Raw genomic sequence first — 26256 nt, 5'->3', positions numbered from 1 at the left:
CCGCGACTAGTACAGAGTCGTGGATTTTTCGAATAAATTAAAATTTCATTTACCGTATTAATTATATTAATAAGTCATACCACTAATAGAATAAAAAACATGAATAAACATAAAAAAAGCACCAGAGCATACGCGCCCTGGTGCTGAAAGTAAATATATAAATTTATGCACGTGCATACTGTTCTTCAATATACTCATCGTAGCTCATTTCTTTGTCGATCATGCGATCCGGAGTGAATTCAATAATCCGGTTGGCGATGGTCTGAACAAATTCATGGTCATGAGAAGTAAAGAGGACCGAGCCGTTAAATGACTTCAGGCCATTGTTCAGCGCCTGGATAGCTTCGAGGTCCAGATGGTTGGTGGGCTCGTCCATGATAAGAACGTTTGCACCGCTCAGCATCATTTTGGAAAGCATACAGCGGACTTTTTCGCCACCCGAGAGGACGTCCGCTTTTTTAAACACTTCTTCACCGGAAAAGAGCATCCGGCCGAGGAAGCCGCGGATAAATGTTTCGCTCTGGTCATCCGGGGAGTATTGGCGCAGCCAATCCACCAGGTTAATATTCAGGCCTTCAAAGTATGCAGAGTTATCTTTCGGGAAGTAGGAACGGCTGGTGGTCAGCCCCCATTTATAATCACCGCTGTCCGGCTCCAATTCGCCGGCCAAAATCTGCAGCAGTACGGTTTTTTTCGTTTCCTCTTCGCCGACGAAAGCTACCTTGTCGCCGCTGTTAAGAGTGAAACTGACATTATCAAGCACTTTAACGCCGTCGATCGTTTTCGACAAGTTTTCCACTGTCAGCAAATCCTTGCCAAGCTCCCGGTTTGGCTTAAACTGCACGAATGGATACTTTCTCGAGGATGGCTTAATATCATCCAGTGAAATTTTATCGAGCGTTTTCTTCCGGGACGTCGCCTGCTTGGACTTGGAAGCGTTCGCGCTGAAGCGGGCAATAAAGTCCTTCAGTTCCTTGATCTGCTCTTCCTTTTTCTTGTTCTGTTCGCGGGCCATCTTCTGGGCGAGCTGGCTGGATTCGTACCAGAAGTCATAGTTGCCAACATACAGTTCAATTTTATTAAAGTCGAGATCCGCAATGTGCGTGCACACCTGGTTCAGGAAGTGCCTGTCGTGGGAAACGACAATAACGGTATTTTCAAAGTTAATCAGGAATTCTTCGAGCCAATGTACCGCCTGCACGTCAAGGTTGTTGGTCGGCTCGTCCAGAAGCAGCACATCCGGATCGCCAAACAGCGCCTGGGCAAGAAGAACTTTTACTTTCTGGGAACCGCTTAACGAAGCCATCGGCTTCTGGTGCAAATCCTCTTTGATGCCGAGGCCCTGCAGCAGCTGCGCGGCTTCCGTTTCCGCTTCATAACCGTTCATCTCTGCAAATTCCGCTTCAAGCTCGGCGGCCTTCATGCCATCTTCGTCGGAAAAGTCCGGTTTCATGTAAATTTCGTTCTTTTCGTTCATGACTTCATATAAACGGCTATGGCCCATAATGACCACGTCGATAACCGTATATTCTTCGTACGCGAAGTGATCCTGTTTCAGCACCGCGAGTCTTGAATCTTTATCCATGATTACATTGCCGTTCTGAGAGTCAATTTCACCGGAAAGAATCTTTAAGAATGTGGACTTGCCGGCCCCGTTTGCTCCGATCAAGCCGTAGCAGTTGCCGGGAGTGAACTTTATATTAACGTCTTCAAATAAAATTTGATCTCCGAACCGGAGCCCAACGTTTTGTACATCGATCATGTTCATATCTCCTTTATAAATAACAGTCTGTTTCATACTAACACGGGGCAGCTTGAAATGAACAGGGAAAGGGGAGGTTTTCCGCAGAAAAGAAGAGCGGCGCCGCTGTTAGAGACTGAAAAAGCATGATATAGTAAATGCAGAAAACGGAGAAAGACCAGAGGAGGCATTTGGGTGGCCAAAGGATTAAGCGGACGGCAGGTAATTCTTGCTGCGTCCCGAAAAACAGAGGAAATGGAAGAGCTGATTCGCCGGCAAGGAGGAGAGACGCTGAACTTCCCGCTCCAGGGCACCTCGTTTCTGAATAAAGAACAGCTGCGGGCGCCAATGCAGGCATACCTGGAGCAGCCGGTGGACTGGAGTATTTTTATGACCGGCATGGGGCTGAATGCCATGCTGGATATTGCGGAGGAAGAAGGGATTCGGGAAGCATTTGTCCAAAAAATTCAGCAGAGCAGCGTAGCGGCCCGCGGCTACAAAACCGCTAATGTTTTAAAAAGCCTGCAGTGTGATATTGCCGCCCGGGATGATGACGGCACGACGGCCGGCATACTGCGGGCGTTGGACGGTCATGATTTTCAGCACAAACAGGTCACGGTCCAGCTGCATGGGATGGAAAATCCCCGGCTCCGGAAGTACCTGGAGGAACGCGGCGCTGAAGTGTACGATATTTTGCCGTACCAGCATATGCCTCCTGAGGAAGACGTGGCAGCTGCGTGCCTTGAAAATCTACTGCATGCAGAAAGTGACGCCATCTGTTTTACGACCGCGATTCAGGTTCATGCCTTGTTTCAGTATGCAGAGCACGCCGGCCGGGCCGCGCAGCTGCAGGAAGCGCTCCGGCACCAGGTAGTGCCAACCGCTGTGGGGAAAGTAACGGCGGAAGCCTTACGCGAAAGAGGCGTCGACGACTATGTCGTGCCGGAAAACGAACGAATGGGTGCGATGATTGTCGCCTTATCCAAACATTTTGAACAACGAAAGGACTAATTCATTGAAACAATTATTTTCACGTATGCAGCGATGGAACGTATTAAATGACAAAGGGGAATATTATGTGCTCGCTTCGGGAGCCCAGATTGCCCGCCTGTACAAAGAGGATGTTTCCAGGGAGCTTTCCTCCGGGGAGCAAGTAGAAGCAATCAGCTGGTTTGACGGGGCAGGAAACAAGCGGCTGGACGTGCATCTGCCCGATGTGCAGGAAGAGGTTTTTATGTGGCGGAAGGTCGTCACCAGCGACGCGGACCACGGCATCGAGGTAGCGGTCGACGACCGGTGGAAGGCTCCGGTGGAGCGGCACGACTACCTGCAGGATGAGACGTACTGGCCCGGTCCCGGCGAAAACCTATTTGTGCACCTGGAGTACACTGCGAGCGGCCTGAAAGCTTTTCCGGCCAGTGAAAACGATGTGCAGCATCTGATGGCGCCGGCACCGGCGGACCTGCACCACGCCTGGGTTAACGCAACAGTCTATAGTTCGCCGCCGTTCGGTGCCTTTTTGTTAACTGCCGACCGCTATAAGATCTTTGTGCACGAATCGGAGTGGACGCACCGTCCACGCGTCGGAGAGGAACTGAAGGTCCGGATTACGCACCGCCAGGAGGATGGATCGCTAAACGCCTCGATGTACCCGCCGAAAGAAGTAGCGATTGGCTCGGATGCTCAGCTGCTTCTTGAGCGGCTGCAGCAGGCAGACGGGACGCTCCCGTTCGGGGACCGTAGCAGTCCGGAAGCCATCCGGAAGGAATTTGGACTCAGCAAGGCCGCGTTTAAGCGGGCGGTGGGGGCGCTGTTAAAAGACCAGCGGATCCGCCAGGAAAACAATACCCTGATTCTCGAGTCTTCGGAGAAGCGGACCGATTAATAACTTTTATGCGTTGATAGGTGGCATACAGGGATAGAAAAGCGGGCCTTACGAGGGCCGCTTGTTTGCTGTACATACGATAAACGCCGGCATTTGAGCGGGAGCAGCTCATCCGTTGCTCTAGACCTAAAGTATGCTTATGGTATGAGTTTAGCTTAAGAACAGAGGGATAAGGGTATGGTACATGCAATCATACTTTTGAATGGTGGTGGAACAGTGAGCAGCAGGAAAAAAAGCTCCAACGGCAATGACAACCTCACTTACGCGTTCATGGCTGCCGGCAGCTTAATCGGCGGGGCCCTGCCATTACTGCGCAAAGACCTCAGCAAAAAAGTGGAAAAAAATGTGGATCAGGCGGCGAAAAAAGCCCGGAAGCTGAGCACCGAGCCCTTGAGCCAGGCCATTAAATCCGGGCAGCATACGGAGAAAAAAAGCCAAATGCGCAGTGAAAAATGTAAAACGCGCAGCCAAGGTATCGACGTCTGCATTTGCGATGGCCAAGGTGCCGAAAAAGATTAAGAAGAAAATTTATACCCTGCGCTATCACATCGGGGAAGCCGTCATTCATACCGGCGAAAAAATTCAGGGGGCGGCGTACGATCCGGAGAGACCACCTGCAGACGGAGCGGAAAGTGAAGTGCAGGCGCCGTCCGGAACGGACGAAGCCGCCGCTTCGGAGGAGTCAGCCAGCAGCGGGACCAATGCCGCCTGGGAGCAGGAAAAGGAATACGAAGAAGAAAAATTTGAAGGCACGAACGCCCCGGCGCAAAAGCCGGCGAAAACATTGAAGAAATTAAAAAAAGTATCCAATACCTAAAGCTGCGTATATTAATTAAATGAGGTGAAGCGAATGGAACCTAAATTCAAGATTTTCCATAACGATGAAACACTGAGCGAAACGATTGATAAGCTGCGTAACGATGGCATCCGGGATGAAGACATGTATATCCTGGCCTATGATAACGACCATGACCGCCGGACGAGAAAAGAAACGGACGCGAAAAAAGTAGGGGTAAAGGTGGTCGGATTCGGAACAAGCCTGAAAAATGTGTTCCGCGGAAAAACAAAGACCATTTTAACCAAGCTGCAGAAGCTTGGCTTTGACTCGGAAAAGTCAGAGCGGCTGGAAGAAGAACTGCAAAAAGGCAAAACGCTGCTTGTAGTCACCAATCAGGACCGAGTGGAATTTTAAGCCCTGGAAGCAGGGCTTTTTTAATTCTCTGCAGCGGTCCATGTTATCATATCCGAACGTTTGATATAATTCTTTTGGCTGGTTTTCCGCAGGTCCCGTTGGCAAACACGAGGTTTTTGCGCCTCTAAAGTAATTTTTTTACTTTTTTACTATAGAGTTATTCATTTACTTTTGCGCTGGCTGCGAATTTCGCAAGGGATCTATAGCATAAATTCGAAAAAAGGAGGGAGAACTCTTTATTCATAAGGTCTCCGGCTGCGGTTTTCGAATATTCAGCGGCATGCGGTGGTGCGACGATGGAGGGAATTCCCAGTTTCCAATACCCATTCAGAAAAAGGGAGGGATCACACTTCAGGAACACCCGGAGACAGGCAAATACATAAAAAAAGCGGCGGGCCATGCCTCAGCAAAAACTCCTGGGGAAAGTGCAATAAGCACTGTCATGAGAAAAGAACAACCAGGGGCAAGCCGGCAGCGACAATGATTCCTATACCTAATTTTACGATGCTTGGAGTGTTTTTTTGACGATTTTACTTACTGCGTTACTTGTGATGATATTTTCTTTTGCGGCCGCTTTCGTTATTTCTTTAATGCGTCCGCGTCTCCTGCTGAAGGCAGTGCTGCCAGCGCTTGGGCTGACGTTTGTTTTAGCCGTCATTGCCAGCTATTTCTTTCTCCCGCAGTGGACCATGCTGTCCTTGGCTGCTCCCAACCTCGTGGCTCTGTTGGTGTTTAGCAGTATTTTTTACGCCCTCGCCAATGCCTCAGGAGAAGGGATGCCTGCGAAAAGCATCAATATCGCTGCGGTGGGCGGGGCGGTACTTCTTCTATTTTTAGCCGTGCTGCTTGTACGGAGCCTGTTTGGCTATGAAAAAACCCATGAGGCGATCGATAACAACAGTCAGGTGGCCGATAATCCGCCTTTATTTTCCGAAGAGGAAACGCCGGTGCAGGTGGCACCCGAGTCCGCCCGCAATAAAATGCAGAAAGCGATGTCGGAAGTGGATAATGCGCAGTTTTATGATTTTGGGGACATTCAGGCCCAGGTGATTGACGGGGAGCCGATGTATGTTGCCAACGTCGATTACACGAACTTGTTCCGCTGGCTCCGCGGCGACGGGACGCCGGGGTATTTTCAGATTTCTGCCGTGGACCCAGGCGACAACCCGACCTTTGTGGAAGCTTCCATGCAGTACACGAGCAGCAGTTTTTTTAATGAAAAACTAAACCGGGTCATTTACAGCGCTTTTCCGGCCTGGTACCAAAGCGGGAGCACGTACCTGGAAGTAGATGAGGAGGGCAAGCCGTGGTACGTGCAGACGGTTTACCAGAACCGTGACTGGACGTGGCATACCGACCATACTAATGCCCAGGTCGTTGTCGTTGATCCTCAAACAGGGGAAGCGTCCAAGCACAAACCTGAAAACGCCCCGTCGTTTATTGAAAGCTCGTACAGCCCGGCGATGGCAAGTGACATGAATGACAAATACGGAAAATACGGCCAGGGGCTTTTCAACTATATGTTTGGAAAAGAGGATGTTCTTATTCCAAATGAGAACGGCACGGAGAATAAAGTGACGCCCGTCTTTGATGAAAATGGCAATATGAGCTACTTTACAGACTTCACAAGCCCGAATGAAGACTCCGATTCCACGCTCGGTGTTTCCTTCATCAATGCCCGCACAGGAGAGCTCCGCCTGTATAACGGCGAGGAGTACACAGGTGCGATGGATACCCAGGGCGCCCGTGGCATTGTGAACCGGCAGTTCCCGGAGAAAGAATGGACCGGCAGCATGCCGATCATGTACAACATCGACGGCACCGCTACCTGGGTGGTGAATACACTTGACCCTGCAGGGCTGTTCCGCCAGTATGCCTACATTAAAGCCAACGATGCCGATGTATACGCGTTTGGCGATACCGCGCAGGGAGCGTTGGAGAATTACCGTTCGGCGCTTGCTTCCACCGAGGAGGGCGTCGAAGCGAGTGAAGCAAACCGGGAAGAAGCGAGCGGGACAGTGGACCGAATGGCCATTACTCCTGGCCCCGAAGATGCCAATCTCGTTCAGTTCAAGCTCGAAGGAGATGAGAGGCTTTACGTCTACAATACCTCAAACGATGCGGACGCGGTGCTGATGCAGTCCGGCGACGAAATTACCTTTACGGTTAACCGGAGTGAGGACATGGGGACAGTCCAGGAAATCACTGAGCAGCCGTGGTAGGACCTGTGCCAGTTTTGTTAATCAAGCGAAGAGCGGACAATGCCATGCTTATCATAGCAGCCCGCTCTCATGAATTTAACCCCAGGCAGGGCATACAGCGTGCCTTTGAAGCGTACCAGTCCGTGCGCGGCGTTTCAGGGCCATACAAACAGCTTTTGCACGCGGTGATCTAAAAATAGAATGCCATTTTTCCAGTGATTTAGTCAGAAATAACCAGAAAAGACTCCTCCGGGGGTCTTTTTTGCTGTCTTTGGGTATTGATAATATCTCCCTTTCCAATTGGCAACGGGAAAGAATTGAAACAGGTGTCGTCTCATTTTGTTCTGAGACGCAGACGGAACTGGGGACTAATACAAAAATATTGGAGAGCGGGACAGCAGCCGGTAATTATGGGACAGCAAATGAGATAAAAATCCGTTTGGAGCGGGAACAGCTTAAAGAAAATCAGAGTCTACAAGAGATTTCACTTGCTGACGAAAATGCCGTCACGGCAAACCGATTGTTTTTCATCGACTCTCAAAAAACCCTCGACAATCCAAAAGTCCGCTGACAGCTCACTCAAATAAATCGCTTTGAGCAGGAACCGTGATTCTTGCTGGCCCGAAGGCATACAGGGAGACAAACCTCGCACAGAAGAAGACATTAATTATCATCAATGGAAACGAACGAAGCGACTATCCCGCATTTTGCCGGAGGAGACAGTGTCAACGTGCTAGGGTGAGCAAGGTAAAGCTGGGGACTGAAAGGGAAGGCGAAGATATAAAGCTGATATCAGCGCCCGCGGCGCTTGATTTATTTCTAGTTAACATAATATATATTATCGGAAGTTATGGATATGTTGTTTCAATACCAAAGATAACTTAATGTTTTGAGACAAAAAAAGAAAAAAGCACCAGTACAGATTCGTACCGATGCTTCTTCCCAGGTTCTTCTGCCTGCTGTGGCTTACAGCGTGAGATCGACGGAAAACAGCTGAAAGCTCACATAAAATAATCCGGCGATAAGCAGTGCGTTGATCAGCCCTTCGCCAAAGGTGGATCCGGTTTTTGTTGTGAATGGGAACCGAAAGGCGTAATGCAGCGGAAACAGCAAATGAACGCCTTTGGTGGTCATCATGTCGAGTGCAATGTGGCTGGCAATGCCAAGGCTAATACCCCACTGCAGCGCCAGGCCCCATCCCTCCTGCCACTGGGCAAGGGACAGGAAGACGAGCAGGACGAGCAGCAGGCTGTGCGTAAACGTGCGGTGCCCCACCAGCTTCGAGATCAGATGGGACACGCCCGGCACCCGCCTCCCCATCCAGGAATTGGGCTGACAGATGTCCGGCACCAGGCCCCCAAACACAAGGCTTGCGACGTAGATGCTTGTTTCCCATTCAAAAAAGGCAAACGGCACCGGCGTCAGCCACTGCACGGCAAGCCCTCCTGTGACAGCTCCTATCACATGTGTTCCTGCTTTCATGGTTGTTCAGCGTCCTTTATAAAAGCAGCTGGAGTCTGGTTTACTGGTAAGGTACGTCCTTCCATACCGCTTCAATCACCCCATGCTTTTTCGTATCAATGACATAGGAGCCATTGCTGTAACGGTCGACCCGCCGGTACTTGGCTGGATCAATCGTCACGGTTGTGTGTTTCGTGCGGGCCTGGAGCACAAATGGCTCGCTGGCCATAATGTAGCTTGCAATAATCCGGTGTGGCTTGGATTTGACCTCTTTCCACAGGACAACGCCTCGTTTGGCCCGGTTCGTTATTGGAATGTCATCCAGGCTCATGCGTTTAACACCGCCGCGCTGGGTCACCATGATGGCATCCTCAGTTTCGTACGCCGACGTCACATGCGCCCCGGTCACGGCATCGTCTTCTTTCAAGTCAATTGCCTTAACCCCGGCCGCCCGCACACCGACAGGAGAAACCTCCTGTTCGTGGAAGCGAAGGCCGTAGTTTTGGTGGGTGGTAAGAAACAGTTCCTGCTCCCCGTTCGTTTGGTATACGGCAAGCACTTCATCTCCGTCCTTGACATTCATTCCGATCATGGAACGTCCGTAGCGTGAAGCTTGATAGGCGCTCATCGCGGTTTTTTTGATCATGCCCTGGCGGGTAATAAACACAAAATAATCCTCATCGGTGAATTCCTGCACCGGCACCACGGCCACGAGTGCATCTCCCGGATCGAGCGGAGAAATGTTGCCGATATGCTGGCCGTTATCCTTCCAGCGGATATCAGAGAGCATGTGCACCGGCAGGTAGATAAACTGTCCTTTTTTCGTAAACAACAGCAGCATCTCTGTCGTATTCATGTCGCTGAAAAACAACAGGGCGTCTTCTTCTTTCATCCCTGGCGGTTCGGTGTTCGAAGCCGCATAGGACCGCTGGCTCGTGCGTTTGATGTAGCCTTCCGCCGTAGCCGTAACAATCACGTCTTCGGACGGGATCATCACCTCGCGGTCAATTTTGAGCTCTTCGATTTCCGCTTCAATCACGGTACGACGGGTATCATCATACTGTTTTTTCACTTCCTGCAGCTCTTTTTTCACGACCTGCTGCAGCTTTTTTTCACTTGAAAGAATGCCGCGGAGACGTTTGATTTCCTTTTCCAGCTGCCCGGCTTCCTTCTCCAGCTGGGTGACGTCGGTATTTGTCAGTCGGTACAGCTGAAGGTTCACGATCGCTTCAGCCTGGGCATCCGTAAAGGCAAACTGCTCCACGAGGTTTTCCTTCGCGTTTTTCTTGTTTTCCGACTGGCGGATCGTATCAATCACCTGGTCGAGTACGCTGATCGCCTTAATCAGTCCTTCGACGATATGTTGGCGCCGCTCCGCTTTATCGAGCTCAAACTGGGAGCGGTTGGTGACGACGCTCCGCCGGTGGCTGATGTAGGCATCCAGCAGCTGCTTTAGATTCATCAGCTGCGGGGTCCGGTTGTTGATGGCGACCATATTGAAATTGTAGGACACCTGCAGGTCGGTCATTTTGTAATAAAAGTTGAGCACGCTCTGGGCATCGGCGTCTTTTTTCAGCTCAATGACGACCCGCAGTCCCGTGCGGTCCGTATCATCACGAACTTCTGCGACCCCGTCGACTTTACGGTCGAACCGGAGCTCGTCCATTTTCTTTACAAGCGAGGATTTATTTACTTCGTACGGAAGTTCGGTAATCAGGATCTGCTCCCGGCCGCCCCGCACCTGCTCAATGCTCGTTTTGGCACGGACCACGACTTTGCCCCGCCCGGTCTCATACGCCTGGCGGATGCCGTCCCTGCCCTGGATCACGCCGCCGGTTGGAAAATCGGGCCCCTGGACGTACTGCATCAGTTCATCGGTGGCCACCGCCGGATTTTCCAGCTGGGCAACGGCCGCATCAATAATTTCCCCCAGCTGGTGCGGCGGAATATCGGTGGCGTACCCGGAGGAAATACCGGTCGATCCGTTCACCAGCAGATTGGGAAATTTCGCCGGCAGGACGGTCGGCTCCTCCTGGGTATCGTCAAAGTTCGTTACATGCTCCACCGTCTGTTTTTCAATGTCTTTCAACAGCTCCGACGAAACGTTTGCCAGCCGTGCTTCCGTGTACCGCATCGCCGCCGGCGGATCCCCGTCGACGGACCCGTTGTTGCCGTGCATTTCAACGAGCGGGGCGCGTACCTTCCATTCCTGGCTCATCCGCACCATCGCTTCATACACCGAGGAGTCGCCGTGGGGATGGTAGTTCCCGATCACGTTCCCGACCGTTTTTGCGGCTTTGCGGAATGGTTTGTCCGCGGTGTTGCCGTCTTGAAGCATCGCAAACAGAATCCGGCGCTGGACGGGCTTTAACCCGTCACGCGCATCCGGGAGGGCACGCTCCTGAATAATATATTTGCTGTAGCGCCCAAAACGTTCCCCGAGAACGTCTTCAAGGCGCAGATCCAAGTATTGTTCTGCCTCAGCCACTTACGGTTCCTCCTTAATAATCTGCAAATCAGTGTTATCTAAAATATTCAAGTCCTCTTCCATGCCGAACGCCACGTTGGATTCGATCCATTTGCGCCGGGGCTCTACTTTATTGCCCATCAGCGTGGATACGCGTCGGTCTGCGCGGGCGCCGTCTTCCACCGTCACCCGGATAAGGGTCCGGCTCTCCGGATTCATCGTCGTTTCCCACAGCTGGGAGGCGTCCATTTCCCCGAGACCTTTATAGCGCTGGATGGCGTAGCCTTTGCCAACACGCTGAATGGCTTCCTGGAGGCCGTTTTCCTCCCAGGCGTATTCGGCTTTCTGTCTGGCCCCGCTGCCCTTGCTGACCTTATAGAGCGGCGGCAGCGCAATATAGACTTTTCCCGCTTCCACCAGCTCGCGCATGTAGCGGTAGAAAAACGTCAGCAAAAGCACCTGGATATGAGCGCCGTCGGTATCGGCGTCCGTCATAATGACAACTTTGTCGTAATTCCGGTCCTCGAGGGTGAAATCCGTACCAACCCCGGCCCCGAGTGCATAGATAATGGTGCGGATCTCTTCGTTTTTCATGATGTCATCGAGCTTGGCTTTTTCGGTGTTAATTACCTTGCCGCGAAGCGGGAGTACGGCCTGGAACTTCCGGTCGCGCCCCTGCTTGGCGGAGCCGCCGGCCGAATCGCCCTCGACGAGGTACAGCTCGTTGCGCTCCGGGTTCTTGGACTGCGCCGGGGTGAGCTTGCCACTCAGGAGCGCGTCTTTTTTCCGGTTCTTTTTGCCATTCCGGGCTTCTTCGCGGGCCTTGCGCGCCGCTTCCCGCACCTGGGCCGCTTTGATCGCCTTTTTGATCAGCATGGTGCTGACCGTGGAATTTTCTTCGAGAAAATACGTCAACCGATCTGTAATATACTGATCCACGGCAGACCGGGCTTCCGGGGTGCCGAGCTTGCTTTTCGTCTGGCCTTCAAACTGCAGCAGATGCTCGGGAATCCGGATGGAGACCACGGCGGTCAAGCCTTCGCGGATATCGCTGCCGTCGAGGTTTTTGTCCTTCTCCTTCAGCAGCTGGAGCTTGCGGGCATGGTCATTGAGTACACGGGTGAACGCCGAACGGGCGCCGGACTCATGGGTGCCCCCGTCCCGGGTGCGGACATTGTTCACAAACGACAGCATGTTTTCAGTGTAGCCGTCGGTGAACTGGAACGAAAAATCCACTTGAATGTCCTGGGCCTGGCCTTCAAACGATACGACCGGATGGAGCGTTTCCTTGTCTTCGTTCAAGTATTCCACAAACGCCTGGATGCCGGTTTCAAACTGAAATTCCTCGGACACCGTTTCTTTGTCGCGCTTGTCATGCAGGCGGATGCTTGTGCCCTTCAGCAGGAATGCCGCTTCACGCAGGCGTTCGGCGAGGACGTCAAACTGGTAGTGCACCGCATTGAACATCGAAGCGTCCGGCTTAAACCGGATCGTCGTGCCGGTTTTTTTGGTGCTGCCCTTCTGTTCGAGGGTGGTGACGGGCCGGCCCCCGTTCTCAAAGCGCTGCGTGAAAATCTGGTTGTCGCGGTAAATGGTGACTTCGAGCCACTCTGACAGCGCGTTTACGACCGAGGCGCCGACGCCGTGAAGCCCGCCGCTCGTCGCATAGCCGCCCTGCCCGAATTTCCCGCCGGCGTGCAGCACGGTCAGGATGACTTCCGGGGTCGGCTTTCCGGAGCTGTGGGTGCCGGTCGGCATGCCCCGGCCGTGGTCGGAAACGGCGACGCTTCCGTCTTTGTGCAGGGTTACTTCAATGACGCTGCCGTAACCGGCAAGCGCTTCGTCCACCGAATTATCGACGATTTCAAAAATCAGGTGGTGAAGCCCGCGGCTGTCCGTGCTGCCGATATACATGCCCGGCCGTTTCCGGACCGCTTCAAGCCCCTCCAGTACCTGAATGGATTCATCATTGTATTGATAGGATTTATCTGCTGCCACTCCTGTCTCTCCCTTCTTCCTTCTCCGTTCTAGTTATATTTCATACTAACACAGTTTGTCAATGAACGGGAACATATGTTTCGATTTTGGCCTGTTTCTGCCCGCAGACAGGAAAACCTTGGCAGGAAAGCCCTGCCAAGGTTGAATGCTGGTTGATATAATCGTGCTATGCGATTGCATGCTCCACTTTGATGCAGCGGTCCATGATTACCGTCATGCCCGCATTGGCTGCAATGTCGTACGCTTCTTCGCTCACCAGGCCGAGCTGGGCCCAGAAGACGTCCGCATCCACCTGGGCGGCTTCTTCGGCCACACCTTTCAGAAACTCGCTGCGGCGGAACACATTCACGATATCAATGTGCCCTTCGATGTCTTTCAGGGAGTCCACGGCCGGAATGTCAAACACTTTCTCCACCGTTGGGTTCACCGGGATGATCTCATAGCCGGCTTCAAGCATGACTTTGCTGATCTGGTACGACGTCCGGTACGGGTTATCTGACAGGCCGACGACCGCGATACGCTGGCTGCGGTCAAGAATGGCCCGTATTTCCTGTCGTTCAGGGTTTTTCATTGGGAATTCCTCCTTTAAATACTAACTAGCAGGCGGTTAATTGCCGCCAAGCAGATTGTTTTCCTCCAGGTACGTCCGGGCAACTTCCCGGTGATCCGCGTTTTCATAGTCCACCTGGTAGTTCATTTCCTGCATTTCTTCATTGGTAATCTGGCCGCCAAGACGGTTTAACGCCTCTTCCAGGCCGGGGTTGTCATCCAGGGTTTCCTGCTTCAAGAGCGGAGCGCCCTGGTACGGCGGAAACACATTTTCGTCGTCTTCTAGTACGGTAAGCCCGTACTCTATGATATACGCATCGGTGGAGTAGGCGTCAATTAAATCGATCTGGCCCTCCTGCAGGGCATTCGAACGAAGGCCGGCATCAAGAGTTTCCACTTCGTCAAACTCAAACCCATACGTCTCGACAATCGCGGGATAGCCGTCGGTCTGACGGTCAGCAAATTCGAAGGTAAACCCGGGCACAAGCTCATCGGTATGCGGCTCGAGCTCGGAAATCGTTTCAATTCCGAGGCGGTCCGCCTCTTCCTGCCGGAGCGCCAGCGCATACGTATTGTTGTACTCCATCGGCTCCAGGTAGGCCAGGCCGTCATCTTCAAGCAGGCTGCGCGCCTCTTCGTATACTTCCTCGCGGGTGCTTCCGGCCGGCACCCCCTGGTCATACAGGTTGGCGGTAACGGTCCCGGTAAACTCCGGATAAATATCAATGTCGTCGGACTCCAGGGCGTTAAACGCGATGCTGGTGCTCCCCAGGCCGGCCTCAACGCTCGTCTCAAGATCGGTGTTTTCCTCAATCAGGAGCGAATACATGTTGGCGAGAATTTCAGGTTCGGCCCCTTCCTTCCCGCCGATCACGAGCTCTTCCTGCTGGGTGGAGGCCAGCGCCGGGGTGATGACGACTAACAGGGCCACGCCGAGAACAACTGCTACGGGAGCAAGCGCTTTGCCCTGGGAGGTGCGTTCTGTGATCCGTAGCACCAGGTCAAAAAACAGGGCCAACAGAGCAGCTGGAATGGCGCCGAGCAGAATATAGGCGTTGTCTGCCCGGTCGATGCCCGTCATGATGAAATCACCGAGGCCTCCCGCACTGATCAGAGCCGCCAAGGTGGCGGTCCCGACAATCAAGACCATGGAGGTCCGGATCCCGGCCATGATCACCGGCATGGCCATCGGCAGCTCAATTTTGCGCAGGCGCCGGAAGGAATTCATCCCCATGCCGGTGGCCGCTTCCACAAGAGCCGGATCCACGCCGGCGATGCCGGTGTAGGTGTTACGCAGGATCGGAAGCAGCGCATAGGCGGTCAACGCGACCACTGCCGGCACCGTGCCGATCTGGTTGAGTATGAGAATCATAAACCCGAGAAGGGCCAGACTCGGGATCGTCTGCAGCACAGCGGCGACGCCGATGATTGGTTCGGCAATCGACCGGCGCCGGGTTAAAAGCACGCCGACCGGCACCGCAATAAACGACGCGCACAAAAGCGAAATCAGGCTCATATTGACGTGCTCCCACACGAGGGTCCAGAACTGTCCCTGTTCATCAGTAAACAGCTGATACGTATTTTCGAGAAGGTTCATGCTTTCGTGTCACCTCCTGCGGATGCGAGCTTTGCTTTCTGCAGAAACTGCATGACGTCTTTGTAGCTGAGCGCCCCCACGAGCCGCCCTTCCTCGAGCACCGGCAGCGCTTCGGCCTCGGTGTCATTAAAGGTTCTAAGGGCGTCGTACAGCACGTGATCCGGGGAAATCACGGTTTTCTGGGACGTGATCGAGTCGCCGTCCCGCCGGCCGAGAAACGTGTCATTCTGGTCGAAAATATAGAGCGGCGCCGGGTACAGCGGCATCTCGGGCATATCGTGGACGCTTGCAATGTACTGGCTGTCCCGCCCGCTCATGACCGATCGGACCGGGGTATCCCATTCGTCCCGGCGGTCGCCGATAAAGTCGCGCACAAAATCGTTGGCCGGTTCATTTTTCAGCTCCCGGGGCGTGCCGGTCTGGACGACGTCGCCATCTTTCATGAGACAGATCCGGTCGCCGAGGGCGAGTGCTTCGTCCATGTCGTGGGTAACAAAGACGATCGTTTTCTGGATATTCTGCTGGAGGGCCCGGATGTCCTCCTGCAGCTGCTCCCGGCTCAGCGGATCGAGCGCGCTGAACGGCTCGTCCATCAGAATAATGTCCGGATCGGCAGCAAGGGCCCGGATGACCCCGATCCGTTGCTGCTGGCCGCCGGAGAGTTCCGACGGCTTCCGGTTGCGGTATGTATCCGGGTCGAGACCGACCATCTCCAGCAGTTCATCGACGCGGTCCTTGATCTCGTTTTTCTTCCAGCGCCGCATTTCCGGAACAACCGCAATGTTTTCCGCGATGGTCATCGTCGGAAACAGCGCAATCTGCTGGAGTACGTACCCGATGTTCCAGCGCAGCTCGTGGCGGTCCCATTCCCGGATATCCTTGCCCTGAATATGAATCGTGCCGGCGGTGGGCTCAATCAGCCGGTTGATCATTTTCAGCGTCGTCGTCTTGCCGCAGCCGCTCGGGCCGATCAGGACGAAAAATTCCCCCTGCTCGACCGTGGCGTTGAAGTTCTGGACGGCCGGGTGTTCAGCGCCCGGAAACGTCTTTGCAATGTCAGTGAATGTAATCATGCCAATCCCCCTCTAATGGTTCTGGTGCAAGGGACATCTAAAATATTAGAGTCTCTACTTTATTTCACAAAAGCGCCTCCTTCAAACGTCCCGGGACGGAAATTCGCCGCCGGAGGCACCGGCGGGATCAGGACCAGCGGTACAGGCTCTGATATTTGTGGGACAAATGAGCGAGCAGCGGCTCCGGGTTCGTCCCTTCCCCGGTGGCGGCCGTAACGATCTCGGCCGGGCGCTTCATCCGCCCATGCTGGTGCACGCGTTCGGTCAGCCAGTGCCGGATCGGCGCAAGGTCGCCGCTTGCAACCAGATCGTCGAATGCCGGAAGGTCACGGACTATGGCCTGCTGAAACTGGGCGGCGTAGATATAGCCAAGCGCATACGACGGAAAGTAGCCAAAGGCCCCGCCTGCCCAGTGCACGTCCTGCAGCACGCCTTCCGCGTGATTGGATGGCAGGACGCCGAGGTACTGCTTCATTTTTTCATTCCAGGCCTCCGGCAGGTCCTTTACCTGCAGGCTGCCTTCGATCAGAGCTTTTTCCAGCTCGTAGCGGAGAATGATGTGCAGCGAATACGTCATTTCGTCAGCTTCGATCCGGATCAGGGACGGCTCGACGCTGTTGACGGCAAAATAAAAATCATCGAGGGCCACGTGCTGAAACTGGCCGCCGCTAAGCTCCTGGAGTTTGCCGTAGTTGTTTTCCCAGAACGAGCGGGTCCGCGCCACGAAATTTTCCCAGAAGAGCGATTGCGACTCATGAATGCCCATGGACGCCCCGTCCGCTAAAATGGTGCCGGCCAGGTCCGTGCCGAGGTTCTGCTCATACAGCGCATGGCCGCCTTCATGGATCGTACCGAACACGGCGGTGCGGAAATCGTGTTCGTCGTATTTGGTCGTGACCCGCACGTCGTTGTGGTTCAGGCCGACGGCAAACGGGTGCACGGCTTCATCAAGCCGTCCGGCATCAAAGTCGTACGTCATCTGCCGGAGCACGTGCTCGCTGAAGGCACGTTGCCGGTCCTTTGGAACATGGGCATGCAGAAACGATGTATCGGGCCGGGCCGGGGCTGCTTTCACCTGTTCCACAAGCGGCAGCAGGCCGTCCCGGAGCTTGGAAAATGTATCATCGAGGGTCGAGACGGTCATGCCGGGCTCAAAGTCATGCAGCAGCGCGTCGTATGGATGCGCCTCGTACCCGAGGTAATCGGCGAACCGGCGCTGGTACGCCACAATTTCTTCCAGGTAGGGGCGGAAACTTTCGAAATCCCCGGAGGCTTTCGCCTCTTCCCAGTATGATTCCGTTTTGGAAGTGAGCGTGGTGAACGCTTGATACTCGTTCCGGGGCAGGCGCTCCATCCGCTCCACATCCACCAGGGTCTCTTCCGCAGCCCGCCGCGCAACGGCGGAGACCTGCTCCGCCGCTTCCGGTTCGAGCAGATGCTGGCTCATGTCCTTCAGGTGCCCGGAGGTTTTTCGGGCAAACAATTCAGCGGCAAGAGCCCCCACCACCTCCGAGCGTTCCTCCACGCCTTTTCTGGGCGCGCCGGTCCGCGCGTCCCAGCCAAGCAGGCTGAGCGCCTGGTCGTAGGCATTCAGGCTGCGCTGTTCGTTCAAAAACTCCTGTTCGATTTGTGCATAATCCGGCATGACGATTCCTCCTTGATATGAACTCTGTTTGGTATGGCTCCTTCCTTCATGATATAACAAAGAGTGGAAGGGAGCGAAAGATACGTATGCAAATGACCATTACCGAAGAAGCCGGCCAGCACTACAAGCAGGAAATGGATCTGGCCGACGGTGCCGCGGTGCGCCTGTTTGTCCGCATTGGCGGCGTTGGCTCCGGCGGATTTTCCATCGGGGTTGACCCCGGCGAGCCGTCCGCCGTCAGTTACCAGACAGAAGCAGGCGGCCTCCGCTTTTTTGTCGAGCCGCAGGACCAGTGGTACCTCGACGGCATGACCATCAGCTATCATCCGGCCATCGACTATCTTCATTTCGATAACCCCCGGCTCGGGGACACCGACCACCCGAACAATTAAGACGGGCGCGGGGACCTTGGTCCCCAGTACTGGTAATAATCCGTCTTGAGATTGCCATTGTAAAGCTTGCGCCGTTTGGTCGCCTGCCGGCCGAACAGCGCTTCAAACCGTTCGTGCGACGTCAGGACGTAGTAGGACCAGGTCGGCGTCTCCCGGGCGATCTGGCCGAGCGCCTGATACATTTTCTCCACCTCGTCGCGCTCCCCGATCCTTTCCCCGTACGGCGGATTACTGATCACCGCCCCGTACTCGCCTTTCGGCTTAAAATCCCGTGCCGCCATCTGCTTAAACGTAATCAGGCCGTACATGCCGGCTTCCTTGGCATTTTCCTCGGCGACTTCGATCGCTTTGGGGTCTAGGTCGCTGCCCATAATCATCAGCGGCTGGTCGTCGCGAAGAAGGTCTTCGGCCTCCTGGCGTGCGGTTTCCCATTGCATGGCTTCGGCCCACGGCCACGTTTCGCTGACAAACGAGCGGTTTACGCCGGGCGCCATGTTCTGGCCGATCATGGCCGCTTCGATGGGGATTGTCCCCGAGCCGCAGAATAAATCCACCAGCGGGTGGTCCGGGTGCCAGTTGGCGAGTGTGATCAGGGCCGCGGCGAGCGTTTCCTTGAGGGGGGCCCGGGCATGCGTTTCCCGGTAGCCGCGCTGGTTCAGTCCGGCTCCGGACGTGTCGAGCGACAGGACGGCTTCATCCTTATGCAGCGCCACTTCGAGCCTAAAGAGCGCTCCGTTTTCCGGGAACCATTCGCTCTGGTAGGACTGCTTCAGCCGTTCCACGATCGCTTTTTTGACGATTGCCTGGCAGTCCGAGACGCTGAACAGGGTAGATTTGACCGAGCGTCCGCTGACGGGGAATTCGGCATTTTCGGGCAGAAACTTCTCCCACGGGAGAGCCTTCGTCTGTTCGAACAGCTCATCAAACGTTTCGGCGGTAAACGAGCCGATTTTGATTTTAACCCGGCCGGCGGTCCGCAGCCACAGGTTGGCCCGGGCGATGCCCTCGGCGGGCGCTTCGAATTCCACCCGGCCGTTTTCGGTGCGCAGGTGCCGGTAGCCGAGCGCTTTGATTTCTTTGGCGACCAGGGCTTCGAGCCCCATCGTTGCCGTGGCGATTAAGGTGTATGTTGGTTGTGTCATAGGTTCCTCCTTGGAGTGAAATATCCGTTCATATCTACTAAAAAAACCCCTGAATTCCTCCAGGGGTTTTGCTTCAAGAAGCCGGGGCCGTTCGTGTAAGCCATGTTCTGTTCCCTTGTGCTGCCAGCGGCTGTTCACCTTGCACTCGGGTGGTAATCATCTATCTGCAGAAAACTTCTGCCCTTTCGTTCCGTTGTATTCCTTCCGAAAGGCGCCCCTACCTAATTTTGGGTTTCTCGCTCGAGGGGTTTACCGCGTTCCACTCCGGCCGTTTCCCGCCGGACTACGTCACTGTGGCACTGTTCAGGGGACTCCAGCCATATCCGGTGGGACACAGGCTGTTTCCCCGCCGTCAGCCCCGAAACGGAGCTGCTCTGACTTATGGTTTCGTCAGACACGAACACTACAGCCGTCTCAGGCTGTGCGAGCATGGACTTTCCTCTGCATGGGTACATGCAGCGATCACCTGAACGGCTCCCGGCTCTGTATGACCATGAACCATTATATCGGTTCCGGGCGGGAGAAGCAAGAAAAGAAATTGCCGCTCAGCACGAATCCTCCCTGCGCGAAGCGAGCACGGCCTGCCTGGCGAGCCGGTCGGCGGCCCGGTTCTCCCGGGACGGCACCCATTTCAGAAAACAAAGAGGCAGTTCTTCTTCAGCACGCAGGATTTTGGCTAAATACGGCTGGTACAGCTTTCGTTTCACAAATTGTTTTTCCACCGAGGCATTCACAAGCTGCGAATCCGTACGGATAGAGGCCGAATGCCAGCCACGCTCGCGACAGAGCTCGTACGCGTACACGCACGCCTCAAATTCCGCTTCGTTGTTGGTCAGGCATCCGAGCGGGCGGGAAAATTCCTCCACGCTGCCGTCGTCGTGCCTGACGAAAATCCCGACGCCGGAAGGCCCGGGCTGGCCGGCGCTGGCCCCGTCAATGTGAATGGTGCGCATATCTTCCGGTTCCCGCCTTTAATCGTATAGTTTTTTGCCGAATACTTCTTTTTCGAGGTTCGAGAGCCGCTTTAAAATATCGTAATTGGTTGTCCCGGCTGCCGGTTCGGCTGCGGCGGCGTTCGATGGGGTGTCCGCATTGCCGGCACCGCTTTCGGAGCGGGTGGAAATCGACGACGTCACGGTGCGCTGGTAGCGGGAGTCGCCCTCCGGCGACGCGGCTGTGCGCTGCTCCGGCGAGCGGTTCAGCTGGTCTTCAAGCTCGCGTACCTTTTGTTCGAACTGCTCATAGTCCTGAATAATCATGTCCAAAAATTGGTCGACTTCGTCTTTGTTGTAGCCTTTGACACTGTTTTTGAAATCTTTGTCTAAAATGTCTTTGGCAGTTAACTGTGTCTGTTCCATCAGCAAGGACCACCTCTGCTTTATTTGTATGATACATTCGCGGGCGCCGGCGCCTGCCGGGCGGACGTCCGCGCATTTATCTGCTTACATTCTTTCAGAATACATGAAAAAAGTCAATTTCCTTCCTGCGCCTATTCGTCCCATTCCCGCTCGGCTTCCTCCCGGACCGTTTCCTCAAGGTCCTCCGGAACGATCGTATAGACTGGATAATGGTCGCTCTGCTGCCGGCGCTCGGCGGAGGCAAGCATATACTTCGGCACGCCCTCCTGCTCTTCGTCATATAAAATCAGGAGCGCGTCCGTATGGGAAATAATAAAGTCGTTTTTGGCCTTCAGCTGCGACGGATTCACATACGGGCGCTTGGAAATCGCGTCCACGTAGTCCGCGCTCTGTTTTAATTCCGCATAGGCGGTGCGGACGTGCTCCGGCCAGATGGAGTCCTGTTCAAGAAACGGTTCCAGCACGGCGAGCCGGATATGGTCGTACTCCTCCCGCAGCCCGTTCCAGGCTTCGGCCGCCCACCATTCCACCCCGGGCTGGCCGGAAATAATCAGCCATTCGCTGCCCTCTTCAATCAGGGCCCGCAGCCGCTTCTCGAGCGTTTTCCGGATGTAGGCAATTTCCGGGGCGTCGTCTTTGAAGATGCCGAGTTCGGCCGGCTTGTAGCCGGTCGCTGCCAGGCGCCTCAAGACGTCCGCCCCCGTTTGGCCATCAGGCGCTCCAGCCGTTTGTGCAGATCGGCCTGCTTGCCGGCAGGAAGCTTGAGCCCTGCCCGTTCCGCCTTGCTCTGCACACCTAAAGCATACAGAAGCGCGCGTTCGGGATTTTTCGCCTGGTGCTCTTCCCATTTGGCAAGCTCCACCCCGGCCTCGAGCGTATACCGGGAATCCTCGTTACGCTCCCAGACCTTTTCAAACCAGGGGACTGCCTCGGCGTACCGGTGCTGTTTCTTCAGGTTGACGCCGTAGCGGTGCATCGTTTCCCCATCACCTTCCCCGTTTTCGACCATCGCCGTGTAATGCTGGGCGCTTTTGGTCCATTCCTTCTGCTGGTCAAACCATTTGGCGACGGCAAGCGACTGTTTTTCGCTGCCCCCGTCGGCAAGAATTCGTTTGGAAATATCAATGTAAAGCGTAATAAGCGATAAAATATCCTGTTCATTGTGTTCCAGGATGCCGGTCACAAACTCGGGAAGTCCTTCGTTCACATAGTCAAAGTACAGCATCGGGGCGAGGTAGCCCGGGGTGTCGTCGTGGCGGACAAACCCGAGAATGTCCCGTTCCACCACGCTCAGCCGGCACGATTCGAGCCGGTCAGCAAACAGGCGCCGGCTCGCGTGCAAAAGGTCAAAGTGGCCAAAGGCCGGAAGCTTCGGCACCTGGTTGCGCACGAGGGTGTGGCGGGTCTGCACCTGGGGCCAGTCAAAGGATTTGCCGTTATAGGTGACCAGGTTTTCCGCCGAATAGCATTCGGTCAGAAAATAATGATACAGCGCCACTTCATGCTCGGGCCCGGGGAGAAAGTACTGTGTTACCTCGACCCGGTCGGGGTACACGCGCGCGCCGCCGAGCAGAAAGATGGTGGTGCCGGTCCCCCCTTTCAGCCCGGTCGTTTCCGTATCAAAAAACAGCAGATCCTCCGGCCGGCGCCCTTCCGGATGCAGTGGATGAAAGGCGGGTTCCTGCTGCCAGCGGTCAAACACCGTAAACAGCTCGCCAAACGAAGCGCTGCCGTGAACGTAGTCGAGCGGATACGTCACGGTGCGTTTTAAAATCGTTTCTCCGTCGTACTGTTTCGGTACAGCACCAAAGGCCTCCCACTCCTCCAGATGCCTGATGCCGGCGGCTGGTTCTGCGGGAGCGGGAGCGGCCGGGGATTCTTCCTGCAGGTGCGTTTTCATTCGCTTGAGTTTATTTTTCATGTTCACGGGCGGGGCTCACCTCCTGTTCGGCCTGAAGCCGGTGAATGAAAGCAAGCACGGTCGCTTTCGTGTTTCCGCTCAGCATAATATCCGACCCGATGCAGGACGGGCAGCCGTCATGGCACGGACAGGCGTCAATCAACGATGCGCAGTCGCGGAGCACCTCGGGCAGGTCGGCAAAAATAGTGGACGACAGGCCGACGCCGCCCGGGTAGCGGTCGTACAGAAAGATCGTCGGCTGCTCTGAATGGGTCGCCTTCATCTGCGGGACGACATGGATGTCGGACGGGTCACACATGACCCGCACCGGTGCCGTATGCCGGAGGACGTTTGCCAGCCCCATCATTGCCTGCTCCAGGGTGTCGCGCCCAAATTCCTGGACGGTGTCTTCGGGGAAATGGATCCAACAGGCATTTGTATGCAATTCTTCCTCCGGCAGGTGCACGGTGCCGGAGCCGATATTTTCAAACGTCGCCAGCTTGATTTTTTTAAAAATCGTCACTTTGGCATGCACCATCACGTCGCCGAAACCGGCGTGGTACGACGGATAGTCCGCCGTGTTGTCCTCTTCGAGCACTTTCAGCTCGACGGCCATGTTGGCATCGGTATAGTAGTCCACCCGCACTTCTTCCACGTACGCTTTTTTCTCGTCCCAGTCCAGATAAACCACCTGGTACTGCACGCCCTGGTGAATGTAGATGGCTTCGTCATGCAGCAGGGTCATCGCGCTGAAGCGGTCCATCTGCCCGATCACCTTCGACGCGGACGGCACCGTCTGGTCGATGATGACAACATTCTCCTGCGAGGCCGAGCGCAGGCTGATGCCGTGCGCCGGAAAGGAATCGCTCATCCAGTACCATTTGGAGCCCCGGTGGTGCACGACATTTTCCTCCGACAGGTACTCGAGCACGTCGCGCACGTCAACGCCGCCGAACGTATCATCGTCCCGGAACGGCAGCTCAAAGGCGGCGCATTTCACATGATCCACGAGAATGATCAGGTTATCGGGATGGATGCGAGCCGTTTCCGGATTTTTCTCCAGAAAATAGTCGGAATGCTGGATCATGTACTGGTCGATCGGATTGGAGCTTGCGATCATTACGATCAGCGACTCCGACTGACGCCGTCCCGCGCGCCCGGCCTGCTGCCAGGCGCTTGCAATCGAGCCTGGGTAGCCGGACATGATGCATACCTGCAGCTGCCCGATGTCGACGCCGAGCTCGAGCGCGTTGGTGGAAATCACGCCCATGATGTCGCCGGAGCGAAGCCCTTCCTCAATGGCCCGCCGCTGGTTGGGCAGGTAGCCGCCGCGGTAGCCGGTCACAAGGCTCTGCTGGCCGGTCTGTTTGCTGTTTAAATGCTGCAGGTGGCTCAAAATCACCTCCACCATCACCCGGCTTTTCGTAAACACGATCGTCTGGACGTGCTGCTCGAGAAATGTGTTGGCGAGCCGGTTCACTTCGGAGAGGACGCCTTTGCGGATATTCATCGCTTCGTTAATCACCGGCGGATTGTAGAACACAAAATGTTTCTTCCCCTGCGGCGCCCCGTTGTTGTCTACGAGTGTGAAGGGCTGTTCGGTGAGGGTCTCGGCGAGCTCGCGCGGATTGGCGATCGTCGCAGAGGTGGTGATAAATGTCGGCTCTGCCCCGTAGTAGCGGGCAATGCGCAGCAGCCGGCGGAGCACGTTCGCCACGTGGCTCCCGAACACACCGCGGTACGTATGAATTTCATCAATGACGATATAGCGGAGGTGTTCAAACAGCGACACCCATTTCGTATGATGCGGCAGAATGGCCGAGTGCAGCATGTCGGGGTTAGTCATGACAATATGGCCGGCGCGCCGGATCGACTGTCGGATCGTCGGCGGGGTGTCCCCGTCATACGTGTAGCTGTTAATGGAAGCCCCGATCTCCTCGATAAATTCATTAATTTCACTTTTCTGGTCCTGCGCGAGAGCCTTGGTCGGAAACAGGTACAGCGCGCGCGCTTCCGGCTCGTCCATGATCGTCTGCAGCACCGGGAGGTTATAGCAGAGGGTTTTCCCGGAGGCGGTCGGCGTAATAGTGACGACATTGTTCCTCCGGCCGTAGGCCTCTTCAAACGCCGAATGCTGATGAGTGTAGAGCGAATCGATGCCGCGGGCGGCAAGCCCGGCGCGCAGGCGCTCATGCAGCTGTGCCGGGAAATCAGCCGTTTTCGCCGGCCGTTCATCAACGGTGTGCCAGAATTCTATATTGGGGGCAATGGACGAGTCAGTTTTCATCCACTGCATTAACTCCTGTAAGGATTGTTTTTTCATGATTGTTCACCTCAGCATACTTCCATTATAGCGAATGTATGTTTGTTTTTCTATCCCGGCTGTTTTTAGTGTTATAACACAGAAAAGGCTTCCCGCATTTGCATACGGGAAGCCTTTTCGAGACGTGAGCGTTATTTAGTGTTGGTATGGTAGTCATTAATCATATCGAGAATCGTCCGGTTTTCCTCTTCCGGGGTGTAACGGTCTTCTTTCGATCTTGTGAAATGACGCATCCTAAATCGCTCCTTTTTGTTAAAGTTGTTATAATGTAATTCAAAGTATATACCGTTGTTATAATACAGTCAACGGTTATTTCAATATTTTTCGAATTTTTTTATAAAAAAATCCCCTGCCTGATGGCAGAGGGCGTCCGGACAGGGAGTCAGCGACCGGTCGCGGCACGGATGCAGCTGTCGATCGTTTTGACCAGCGTATTAATTTCCGGCTTGCTTACCTGGGCGTCAGCTCCAACGTTTTTCCCTTTATGGAACAAATCCGCTGTAATCAGCGAAGAAAAAATAACGACCGGGACGTGGCGGAGATGGTCGTGCTCTTTGATTTTCCTGGTAAGATGATGGCCGTCCATCTGGGGCATCTCAATGTCAGTAATCACTAGATCTGGAAGGCTTGCGGCTCCCCCGTCCCTCAGTAATTCCTCGAGGTATTCATAGGCTTCCCGTCCGTTTTCAAAGGAACGGTGGCGCTTGTAGCCGGCTTCTGCAAGGGTATCGGCAATCAAGTGTTTGAGCACAGGGGAATCTTCCGCGATCAGCACGGTCGCATTTTCCCGTTCCGGCGTATAGGCCGGCAGATGCTGGTCAAACAGCGTGTCCGGGGAGATATCGCTGATAATTCGTTCGTAGTCGAGCAGAAAGACCATCGCATGCTCCATTTTGACAATACCGATGGAGCGGGCTTCAATCCCCTGGGACAAAGCATTGGGCTTTTCAATATCCTCCCAGCTGATCCGGTGAATACGCGACACTTCTTCGACGTGAAAGGCTACTTTCACCTGGTTCAGCTCTGCGATAATGTATTTATCGTGGCGGGCATCGTCGGCTCCGTCGTAACGCAGTACTTTTTTCAGGTCAATGACCGGAATGACTTCATTGCGCAGGCGCACAATTCCTTTGACGTGCTCATGATGGTTCGGCACCGGAGTGACCTCCACCTGATGAATGATTGGGACCGTCAATAATTTTGTGTAAACGGCTGTCCTTTTCCAGCCTTGAAGTTAACCCTGCCGTTGAAACATATCTTCCAATTGATGTTGGGCCTGGGCGAAGCCCAGGTGGCAGCGGGTGGAAAACTTTTGATTGTAGGCATCAAAAC

24 protein-coding genes and 1 other RNA gene are annotated in these 26256 nt (G+C 54.6%); 9 read left to right on the top strand and 16 right to left on the bottom strand.

The window, feature by feature from the left end; translation table 11 throughout:
- Window positions 1–163 precede the first annotated feature (163 nt).
- Window positions 164–1762, bottom strand: a complete 1599-nt coding sequence (locus CHL76_RS05345) for an ABC-F family ATP-binding cassette domain-containing protein (protein WP_079476497.1) — start codon at window positions 1760–1762, stop codon at window positions 164–166.
- Window positions 1763–1936: 174 nt separating this feature from the next.
- Here CHL76_RS05345 and CHL76_RS05340 point away from each other — a divergent pair, with 174 nt between their 5' ends.
- The 8 genes from CHL76_RS05340 (at window position 1937) to CHL76_RS05305 (ending at window position 7590) form a co-directional block, all read left to right on the top strand.
- A complete protein-coding gene (locus CHL76_RS05340; protein WP_158219076.1) occupies window positions 1937–2752 on the top strand; it encodes a uroporphyrinogen-III synthase in 816 nt (271 codons plus the stop codon).
- A gap of 25 nt (window positions 2753–2777) precedes the next feature.
- Window positions 2778–3626, top strand: coding sequence for a S1 RNA-binding domain-containing protein (locus CHL76_RS05335; protein ID WP_147041498.1), 849 nt, complete (start codon window positions 2778–2780; stop codon window positions 3624–3626).
- A gap of 177 nt (window positions 3627–3803) precedes the next feature.
- The gene (locus tag CHL76_RS05330; RefSeq protein WP_094908044.1) at window positions 3804–4145 is read left to right on the top strand and encodes a hypothetical protein; all 342 of its coding nucleotides are present in this window, start codon (window positions 3804–3806) and stop codon (window positions 4143–4145) included.
- The gene (locus CHL76_RS05325; RefSeq protein WP_158219075.1) at window positions 4072–4443 is read left to right on the top strand and encodes a hypothetical protein; all 372 of its coding nucleotides are present in this window, start codon (window positions 4072–4074) and stop codon (window positions 4441–4443) included. Before CHL76_RS05330 ends, CHL76_RS05325 begins: the two co-directional genes overlap by 74 nt.
- Before the next feature lie 33 nt (window positions 4444–4476).
- Entirely contained in the window at window positions 4477–4818 is a 342-nt protein-coding gene (locus CHL76_RS05320; RefSeq protein ID WP_079476493.1) for a YflT domain-containing protein, read from the top strand.
- A 521-nt stretch (window positions 4819–5339) separates the two neighbouring features.
- On the top strand, window positions 5340–7040 hold the full coding sequence (locus CHL76_RS05310; RefSeq protein WP_094908041.1) for an FUSC family protein: 1701 nt from the start codon (window positions 5340–5342) through the stop codon (window positions 7038–7040).
- A 5-nt stretch (window positions 7041–7045) separates the two neighbouring features.
- On the top strand, window positions 7046–7213 hold the full coding sequence (locus tag CHL76_RS16970; RefSeq protein WP_158219074.1) for a hypothetical protein: 168 nt from the start codon (window positions 7046–7048) through the stop codon (window positions 7211–7213).
- 77 nt (window positions 7214–7290) lie between these two features.
- Entirely contained in the window at window positions 7291–7590 is a 300-nt protein-coding gene (locus CHL76_RS05305) for a hypothetical protein (RefSeq protein ID WP_147041497.1), read from the top strand.
- 395 nt (window positions 7591–7985) lie between these two features.
- Here CHL76_RS05305 and CHL76_RS05295 read toward each other — a convergent pair whose 3' ends face one another.
- The 7 genes from CHL76_RS05295 to CHL76_RS05265 form a co-directional block, all read right to left on the bottom strand.
- Window positions 7986–8501 carry a metal-dependent hydrolase gene (locus tag CHL76_RS05295; RefSeq protein WP_094908038.1) on the bottom strand — a complete coding sequence of 172 codons (516 nt, stop codon included), beginning with the start codon at window positions 8499–8501 and terminating at the stop codon, window positions 7986–7988.
- 40 nt (window positions 8502–8541) lie between these two features.
- Window positions 8542–10968, bottom strand: coding sequence for a DNA topoisomerase IV subunit A (gene parC, locus CHL76_RS05290; RefSeq protein ID WP_079476487.1), 2427 nt, complete (start codon window positions 10966–10968; stop codon window positions 8542–8544).
- Entirely contained in the window at window positions 10969–12945 is a 1977-nt protein-coding gene (parE, locus tag CHL76_RS05285) for a DNA topoisomerase IV subunit B (RefSeq protein WP_079476486.1), read from the bottom strand.
- Window positions 12946–13111: 166 nt separating this feature from the next.
- The gene (locus CHL76_RS05280; protein WP_079476485.1) at window positions 13112–13516 is read right to left on the bottom strand and encodes a CoA-binding protein; all 405 of its coding nucleotides are present in this window, start codon (window positions 13514–13516) and stop codon (window positions 13112–13114) included.
- Between the two features lie 36 nt (window positions 13517–13552).
- Complete coding sequence (locus CHL76_RS05275) at window positions 13553–15091, bottom strand: ABC transporter permease/substrate-binding protein (protein WP_094908037.1); 1539 nt, start codon at window positions 15089–15091, stop codon at window positions 13553–13555.
- Window positions 15088–16164, bottom strand: coding sequence for an ABC transporter ATP-binding protein (locus CHL76_RS05270; protein ID WP_079476483.1), 1077 nt, complete (start codon window positions 16162–16164; stop codon window positions 15088–15090). The genes CHL76_RS05275 and CHL76_RS05270 overlap by 4 nt, the downstream gene beginning before the upstream one ends.
- Window positions 16165–16291: 127 nt before the next feature.
- Window positions 16292–17869, bottom strand: a complete 1578-nt coding sequence (locus tag CHL76_RS05265; RefSeq protein ID WP_307725189.1) for a carboxypeptidase M32 — start codon at window positions 17867–17869, stop codon at window positions 16292–16294.
- 26 nt (window positions 17870–17895) lie between these two features.
- Between CHL76_RS05265 and CHL76_RS05260 the strand changes: the two genes are divergently transcribed.
- Window positions 17896–18201: a HesB/YadR/YfhF family protein gene (locus tag CHL76_RS05260; RefSeq protein WP_079476481.1), complete on the top strand. Its 306-nt coding sequence runs from the start codon at window positions 17896–17898 to the stop codon at window positions 18199–18201.
- On the opposite strand, the gene CHL76_RS05255 is transcribed toward CHL76_RS05260, so the two are convergent.
- The 8 genes from CHL76_RS05255 to CHL76_RS05220 form a co-directional block, all read right to left on the bottom strand.
- Window positions 18198–19343 (bottom strand): THUMP domain-containing class I SAM-dependent RNA methyltransferase, encoded by a 1146-nt coding sequence (locus tag CHL76_RS05255; RefSeq protein WP_079476480.1) that lies wholly within the window; start codon window positions 19341–19343, stop codon window positions 18198–18200. The two genes, CHL76_RS05260 and CHL76_RS05255, sit on opposite strands and share 4 nt — an antisense overlap.
- A 91-nt stretch (window positions 19344–19434) precedes the next feature.
- Window positions 19435–19816, bottom strand: an RNA gene (gene rnpB / locus CHL76_RS05250) — RNase P RNA component class B.
- Between the two features lie 72 nt (window positions 19817–19888).
- Entirely contained in the window at window positions 19889–20296 is a 408-nt protein-coding gene (locus tag CHL76_RS05245) for a ribonuclease HI family protein (protein ID WP_079476479.1), read from the bottom strand.
- 18 nt (window positions 20297–20314) lie between these two features.
- On the bottom strand, window positions 20315–20701 hold the full coding sequence (gene gpsB / locus CHL76_RS05240; protein ID WP_079476478.1) for a cell division regulator GpsB: 387 nt from the start codon (window positions 20699–20701) through the stop codon (window positions 20315–20317).
- 131 nt (window positions 20702–20832) lie between these two features.
- Window positions 20833–21390: an SLOG family protein gene (locus CHL76_RS05235; protein WP_079476477.1), complete on the bottom strand. Its 558-nt coding sequence runs from the start codon at window positions 21388–21390 to the stop codon at window positions 20833–20835.
- The gene (locus CHL76_RS05230) at window positions 21387–22622 is read right to left on the bottom strand and encodes a ribonuclease H-like domain-containing protein (RefSeq protein WP_079476476.1); all 1236 of its coding nucleotides are present in this window, start codon (window positions 22620–22622) and stop codon (window positions 21387–21389) included. The genes CHL76_RS05235 and CHL76_RS05230 overlap by 4 nt, the downstream gene beginning before the upstream one ends.
- Window positions 22612–24924 (bottom strand): DEAD/DEAH box helicase, encoded by a 2313-nt coding sequence (locus CHL76_RS05225; RefSeq protein ID WP_094908035.1) that lies wholly within the window; start codon window positions 24922–24924, stop codon window positions 22612–22614. Before CHL76_RS05225 ends, CHL76_RS05230 begins: the two co-directional genes overlap by 11 nt.
- 382 nt (window positions 24925–25306) lie before the next feature.
- Entirely contained in the window at window positions 25307–26119 is an 813-nt protein-coding gene (locus tag CHL76_RS05220; protein ID WP_094908034.1) for a chemotaxis protein, read from the bottom strand.
- Window positions 26120–26256 lie beyond the last annotated feature (137 nt).

The organism is Marinococcus halophilus, assembly GCF_002265875.1.
GTDB classification, from domain to species: domain Bacteria; phylum Bacillota; class Bacilli; order Bacillales; family Marinococcaceae; genus Marinococcus; species Marinococcus halophilus.
This window is presented reverse-complemented; position numbering and strand designations above follow the sequence as displayed.

Bases quoted from the DNA above. Each gene is read 5' to 3' on its own strand.
- CHL76_RS05345 (WP_079476497.1), bottom strand. From the start codon at position 1,762: ATGATCGATGTACAAAACGTTGGGCTCCGGTTCGGAGATCAAATTTTA.
- CHL76_RS05335 (WP_147041498.1), top strand. From the start codon at position 2,778: ATGCAGCGATGGAACGTATTAAATGACAAAGGGGAATATTATGTGCTC.
- CHL76_RS05330 (WP_094908044.1), top strand. From the start codon at position 3,804: ATGGTACATGCAATCATACTTTTGAATGGTGGTGGAACAGTGAGCAGC.
- CHL76_RS05320 (WP_079476493.1), top strand. From the start codon at position 4,477: ATGGAACCTAAATTCAAGATTTTCCATAACGATGAAACACTGAGCGAA.
- CHL76_RS05295 (WP_094908038.1), bottom strand. From the start codon at position 8,501: ATGAAAGCAGGAACACATGTGATAGGAGCTGTCACAGGAGGGCTTGCC.
- CHL76_RS05280 (WP_079476485.1), bottom strand. From the start codon at position 13,516: ATGAAAAACCCTGAACGACAGGAAATACGGGCCATTCTTGACCGCAGC.
- CHL76_RS05275 (WP_094908037.1), bottom strand. From the start codon at position 15,091: ATGAACCTTCTCGAAAATACGTATCAGCTGTTTACTGATGAACAGGGA.
- CHL76_RS05270 (WP_079476483.1), bottom strand. From the start codon at position 16,164: ATGATTACATTCACTGACATTGCAAAGACGTTTCCGGGCGCTGAACAC.
- CHL76_RS05260 (WP_079476481.1), top strand. From the start codon at position 17,896: ATGCAAATGACCATTACCGAAGAAGCCGGCCAGCACTACAAGCAGGAA.
- CHL76_RS05255 (WP_079476480.1), bottom strand. From the start codon at position 19,343: ATGACACAACCAACATACACCTTAATCGCCACGGCAACGATGGGGCTC.
- CHL76_RS05245 (WP_079476479.1), bottom strand. From the start codon at position 20,296: ATGCGCACCATTCACATTGACGGGGCCAGCGCCGGCCAGCCCGGGCCT.
- gpsB (WP_079476478.1), bottom strand. From the start codon at position 20,701: ATGGAACAGACACAGTTAACTGCCAAAGACATTTTAGACAAAGATTTC.
- CHL76_RS05230 (WP_079476476.1), bottom strand. From the start codon at position 22,622: ATGAAAAATAAACTCAAGCGAATGAAAACGCACCTGCAGGAAGAATCC.
- CHL76_RS05225 (WP_094908035.1), bottom strand. From the start codon at position 24,924: ATGAAAAAACAATCCTTACAGGAGTTAATGCAGTGGATGAAAACTGAC.